Below are 4,457 nucleotides of genomic sequence, written 5' to 3'. Positions count from 1 at the left end.
CTCGTCTGGAAGTGCGTCGTCTGGCTCTTTCTCTCGGTCGTCATCGGTACCGTCCTTGACTGGCTCGGCATGCTCGCCGGCTGGTGGGGTCCCGATCACTCGCTCACCGTGCTGTCGCAGGATATTGCCTGGCTCGGCGAACACTTCACCACCTCCATTCTCGGCCGCTCTCCGGCAGAGGTCGCGCTCGCCATCAGCCGCGCCGTCCACGACTACCTCTCCTTCCAGGTGCACCCGTCGCCACGCGACAGTGCCTTCATCGCGCTCGCCAAGCAAACCGCGCTCACCGTACAGCCGTACTGGCAGGGCGTCATTTTCTCGGCGATGAACACCGTGGTGCGCCTGTTCATCATCATGCTCAGCGCGGTGTTCTTCATCGTCGTCTTCGTCGTCGCCCTGATTGACGGTCTGGTTGAGCGCGAGCTGCGCAAGGAAGGCGGCGGTATCGAACACGCCGCCGTCTTCCACCACGCCAAAATCTGGATCAGCCGCCCGCTGGCATGGTCGCCCATCATCTATCTCTCCGTGCCGGTCTCGATCAACCCGGCCTGGGTGGTGTTGCCGTCGGCGCTGGTCTTCGGCATGGCCACCTATATCGCCTTCTTCACCTTCCGCAAATACGTCTGATGCAGGAGCGCTTATGAATCCGTCCCCCGAAACATCCCGCCGCCTGCTGCTCGCCGCCGTCCTTGCCGCCCTCTCTGGCGGCCATGCGGCGCTGGCTGCAGGTAGCGGCAAAAAACGCGGCAGTCGCCGCACGCCCGCCAACAACCAGGCGCGCGACATTGACGCGCTGGTACATGAACTGGACTACCTGATTGAGGTAGCCCGCAACCTGCAAAGCAAACATGGAGGTGATTCGTCCCGCATCCGCTTCAACTACCCCGCGCTGCTCGCGCAACTGACCGCCGCGCGTGACGGCTGTGCCGCCTACCTCGAAGACGAGGTGATGGAGCTGCACGCCGCGCCGCCTGCCGTCATCAAATCCCGCCCGCTGGTGTCGCCATGAGCGGCAGTACGCAAAACATCGCTTCCGCCTTCAATGCCGCGACCGGCATGGGCGGCAATTCCATGAGCGGGATGCTCTCCTTCGGCACGCTGACGCTGATCGTCATCCTCTTTGCCTGCAGCGCCCTGCTGGCGCTGGGGATGGTGATGCGCAACGGCCAACGGCAGCCGGGGCTGGACACCTGGTTCCAGCTGCTGTTCGTCATGTGCGGCATTGCCCTGATTTTGCTGTTTTTCTCTTTGTTATAACCCCCAGGAGTATTTATGACCCTTATCCAACCCCTCAAAAACCCGCAAACGCTGCGCTGGCTGCTGTTTGCCGCCTTTATCCTGCTGCTCTTGTCCCTGCCCGCACTGGCACAACAAAGCCAGGGTGGCGGCACCTCCAACCCGCTGTCCGGCATCAACATTGCCGGAGGCGACAACAAGAACCTGAACAGTATGTTCGGCTTCTTCATCAAACTGATCGTAGTTGCCGCGCCGTTCGTCATCATGATTTTCGTCTTCGGCGACGCCATCCTCAGTATTTTTACCGCGCTGCGCCAGGCATTGCGCGACGGCAATATCGGCTATTTCTTCTTCATCCTGCTGCTGATCCTGATCGGTATCGGCGTGGCGCTGTGGGTCGGTTACTACATGTTTGAGCTGGTGGGCAAATTCGATTCCTACTGGCCGAGCAAATAGGGCTGCCACCATGAAACCCGGCGCCATCCTGAGCGAGCTGGAGCGGGAGCCCGTCGTTTTCTGGGGCTGTACCCGCAGCGAGATTTTCTCCGCCTTGCGCCGGGGCATGGTGATTGGCGCACTCGCGGCGAGCCTGCTCACCGCGATCGCTGCCGCCTTTCTCCGTGGCTCAACCCTGGTGCCCATCTGGATGCTGTCGATGATGGGCATCACCTACCTGTTTACCCGCAGCCGCCTGTACCGCATTGCCAGCCTGCGTGCCGGGCGGCCACTGTTCTACGAGCTGCACGCGCTGATTTACAAACGGCCACAATTCATCCAGCCCGCTGCGCGCTACCAGCGCGAGCGCAATCGCAATGATCCGTTGCTGGACGCCGCCCGGCAGGCGCAAAAACGCAGCCGCAATACACCCGCAGGCAGCAGGGAGACGCCGCCATCCGGCAAGGGCATGGTTTTCCCATGGAGCCGGAAAAAAACCGAAACCGCCGTTACTGACACAGCGGACGACAACGCCCTGCCTGCTACAGCAGACACGGACATCCCTGCCACAGCGGACGCCTTGCCTGAATCCCCGATGCGGGCAGAGCCCCGCCTCACCCTCACAAAATCCGACCAGGAGTAACCGTGCAACCGAGACGCAAAGACGAGCAACTGGCCCAGGAAGGCCGCTTCAAGAACCGCATCATCTGGTTTTTGCTGCTCATGGTTGGCCTGTCGCTCTACAAATTCGCCACCTACCCGGACGCCATTCCGGTTTATACCGCGCCCGACATCTCGCGCGCCTTCCTGCAAAAAAGCGGTGACGTGCCGAACGAGACCGTTTACGGCTTTGCCCGCACCCTGTGGGAGTCCATCAATTTCTGCAAAAAGGACTGCATGACCGAGTTTCCGCAGGCGCTGGACCAGTACCGCGCCTTTCTCACCAACGCCTGCTACACCGACCTCAAAACCCGCTACGAGCGCCAGTCCAACCTCTACGAGGCGCGCTCACGCCGCCTGCTGCCGACCGAGAACGCCATTGCCGACCTCGGCAAGACGCAGCGGATTTCCCGGGACCTCTGGCACGTCGTGCTCGAATACCAGCTCGATGACGACGTTGGCGGCGTCACCACCCGCAACCAGACGATGCAGTACCCGCTGAAAATCGTGCATAACACCGTGCCGACCCAATACAACCCGTGGGGGCTGGCGATTGACTGCTACTGGGAGGAGCCGCGCGCCATTGCCTACGACAAGGACAAACTGGAGCCTGCCCGATGAACACCCGCCTGCGCCCCCTCGCCCTGCTGCTGATTGCCGCCACGGCCGGCGGCAAGGACATCACCCTCAGCAATGACCCGGTGTCCATTGCGCTGCCCGTCAACCGCGAAATCCGTATCGAATTTCCCGAAGCGGTGATTGACCTGAACGTACCCGCCGCCGTCGGCGAGCGCCTGCAAACCCTGCTCAAACCCAACGGCGCGCTGTTCTGGAAGGCAACCGGGCAAATCAGCAACAGCCGCGCCATTGCCACCACCGCCGCCGGTGACGTCATCCTGCTTGACCTGCACACCACCCCGTCCGCCAGGGATGACGAGACCGTGTACCGCCTGCTGACCCCGGCGATGACCCAGGTGGTGCAGGCGCAGAACGCCAGCCCGGCACAGGCGGCGCGGCAGGCCGGGCTGCCGGATTTTCTCGTCGCCGAACTGACGGGTGGCAAAGGCATGGACAGCGGCGGCGGGGTGACGCTGACCGACAACGCCCCGCAGTACGACTACACCGACATGGCCGCCTTTGCGATGCAGCACTACCTCGGCCCGGCGCGGCTCATCAGCGGCCTGCCGGCGGCCAAAGTCAAAAACGGCTTCATCGGCAAACATCTGCTGCGCGTCTGGCAGGGCAAGGTGCAGCTGAAGGTGCTGGACAGCTGGCACTATCAGGGGCAATACATCACCGCCGTGCAGGCGCGTAACACCGGCATCGACCCGATAATGTTCGACCCGCGCGCCATCCGTGGCCGCTTTCTCTTTGTCGCCACCCTGCACGAGACCCTGCAACCGCGCGGTCATCAGGACGATACCACCATCTGGGTCTTCATCAGCGACGTTCCCTTCAACCAGGCATCAGGAGGCCGCTAACCATGCGCATGGCCAAGATTGTCCTCACCCTGTTCCTGCTCGCCGTGCTGGGCATTGCCGGCGTCAGCGTGTACTTCCGCAGCAGCCCGGACATGGCCGCCTGGAACCACAACAGCAACAACCTGTCGCCGCTGGCCGAGCGCAGCGACGACGACATCAGCTACTCGCAGGAAGTGCGCACCCTCACCGCCCGCCTCAAGCAGCAGGCGGACGAGGCGAAGGAAAAAGACCAGGCACGGCAGCGGGAAATCGACAACCTGCGCCAGCAGCTGCGCGAGCAGTCCACGAGTACCAACAGCAAGCTCAACCAGGAAGTGCAGGGGCTTGCCGAGCGCAATAACGCGCTCAATCGGCAAAACAGCGAATTGCAGGCGCAGATGGCGCAAATGCAGGAGACGCTGGGGCAAATGCAGGCGCGCCAGGAAGAAATGGCCAACCGCGAACCGCCGGACGTGTCGGCACAGGTCGCGGCAGAGCTTGCCAAAATCACCGGCAAGACGCCGGAAGAAGTACGCGCCGGGGCGACGGACAAGGACACGAAACGCGACGATACCCCGCGCGAAAACGTCTTCACCGGCCTCCTGGAAGACGGCAAAAATGCGGTGAACAATCTGACCGGCGACGGCAAACCGCAGCCCCTGCGGC

Annotated in this window: 8 protein-coding genes; all 8 read left to right on the top strand. The window is 62.6% G+C overall.

The features are described from left to right. Positions 1 to 627 (top strand): DUF4400 domain-containing protein (locus tag Q0349_RS09040; RefSeq protein ID WP_298080542.1); only part of this gene is annotated, 627 nt, incomplete at its 5' end. A 13-nt stretch (positions 628 to 640) separates the two neighbouring features. After that, the gene (locus tag Q0349_RS09035) at positions 641 to 1,009 is read left to right on the top strand and encodes an RAQPRD family integrative conjugative element protein (RefSeq protein WP_298080541.1); all 369 of its coding nucleotides are present in this window, start codon (positions 641 to 643) and stop codon (positions 1,007 to 1,009) included. After that, on the top strand, positions 1,006 to 1,257 hold the full coding sequence (locus tag Q0349_RS09030; RefSeq protein WP_298080539.1) for a hypothetical protein: 252 nt from the start codon (positions 1,006 to 1,008) through the stop codon (positions 1,255 to 1,257). The genes Q0349_RS09035 and Q0349_RS09030 overlap by 4 nt, the downstream gene beginning before the upstream one ends. A gap of 15 nt (positions 1,258 to 1,272) precedes the next feature. Beyond that, positions 1,273 to 1,692: a hypothetical protein gene (locus Q0349_RS09025; protein WP_298080538.1), complete on the top strand. Its 420-nt coding sequence runs from the start codon at positions 1,273 to 1,275 to the stop codon at positions 1,690 to 1,692. A 10-nt stretch (positions 1,693 to 1,702) separates the two neighbouring features. Then, positions 1,703 to 2,314, top strand: coding sequence for a DUF3487 family protein (locus Q0349_RS09020; RefSeq protein WP_298080537.1), 612 nt, complete (start codon positions 1,703 to 1,705; stop codon positions 2,312 to 2,314). A 2-nt stretch (positions 2,315 to 2,316) separates the two neighbouring features. After that, positions 2,317 to 2,952: a DUF2895 family protein gene (locus tag Q0349_RS09015; RefSeq protein ID WP_298080535.1), complete on the top strand. Its 636-nt coding sequence runs from the start codon at positions 2,317 to 2,319 to the stop codon at positions 2,950 to 2,952. Then, positions 2,949 to 3,812 (top strand): DUF3438 family protein, encoded by an 864-nt coding sequence (locus tag Q0349_RS09010; RefSeq protein WP_298080534.1) that lies wholly within the window; start codon positions 2,949 to 2,951, stop codon positions 3,810 to 3,812. Before Q0349_RS09015 ends, Q0349_RS09010 begins: the two co-directional genes overlap by 4 nt. Before the next feature lie 2 nt (positions 3,813 to 3,814). Next, on the top strand, positions 3,815 to 4,457 hold a 643-nt coding region (locus Q0349_RS09005; protein WP_298080533.1), incomplete at its 3' end, for a hypothetical protein.

Source organism: uncultured Cardiobacterium sp., assembly GCF_938028185.1.
Classification (GTDB): Bacteria; Pseudomonadota; Gammaproteobacteria; order Cardiobacteriales; family Cardiobacteriaceae; genus Cardiobacterium.
Note: the sequence above shows the minus strand (reverse complement) of the source record. Positions and strands in the feature narration are given on the sequence as shown.

Bases quoted from the DNA above. Each gene is read 5' to 3' on its own strand.
- Q0349_RS09035 (WP_298080541.1), top strand. From the start codon at position 641: ATGAATCCGTCCCCCGAAACATCCCGCCGCCTGCTGCTCGCCGCCGTC.
- Q0349_RS09030 (WP_298080539.1), top strand. From the start codon at position 1,006: ATGAGCGGCAGTACGCAAAACATCGCTTCCGCCTTCAATGCCGCGACC.
- Q0349_RS09025 (WP_298080538.1), top strand. From the start codon at position 1,273: ATGACCCTTATCCAACCCCTCAAAAACCCGCAAACGCTGCGCTGGCTG.
- Q0349_RS09020 (WP_298080537.1), top strand. From the start codon at position 1,703: ATGAAACCCGGCGCCATCCTGAGCGAGCTGGAGCGGGAGCCCGTCGTT.
- Q0349_RS09010 (WP_298080534.1), top strand. From the start codon at position 2,949: ATGAACACCCGCCTGCGCCCCCTCGCCCTGCTGCTGATTGCCGCCACG.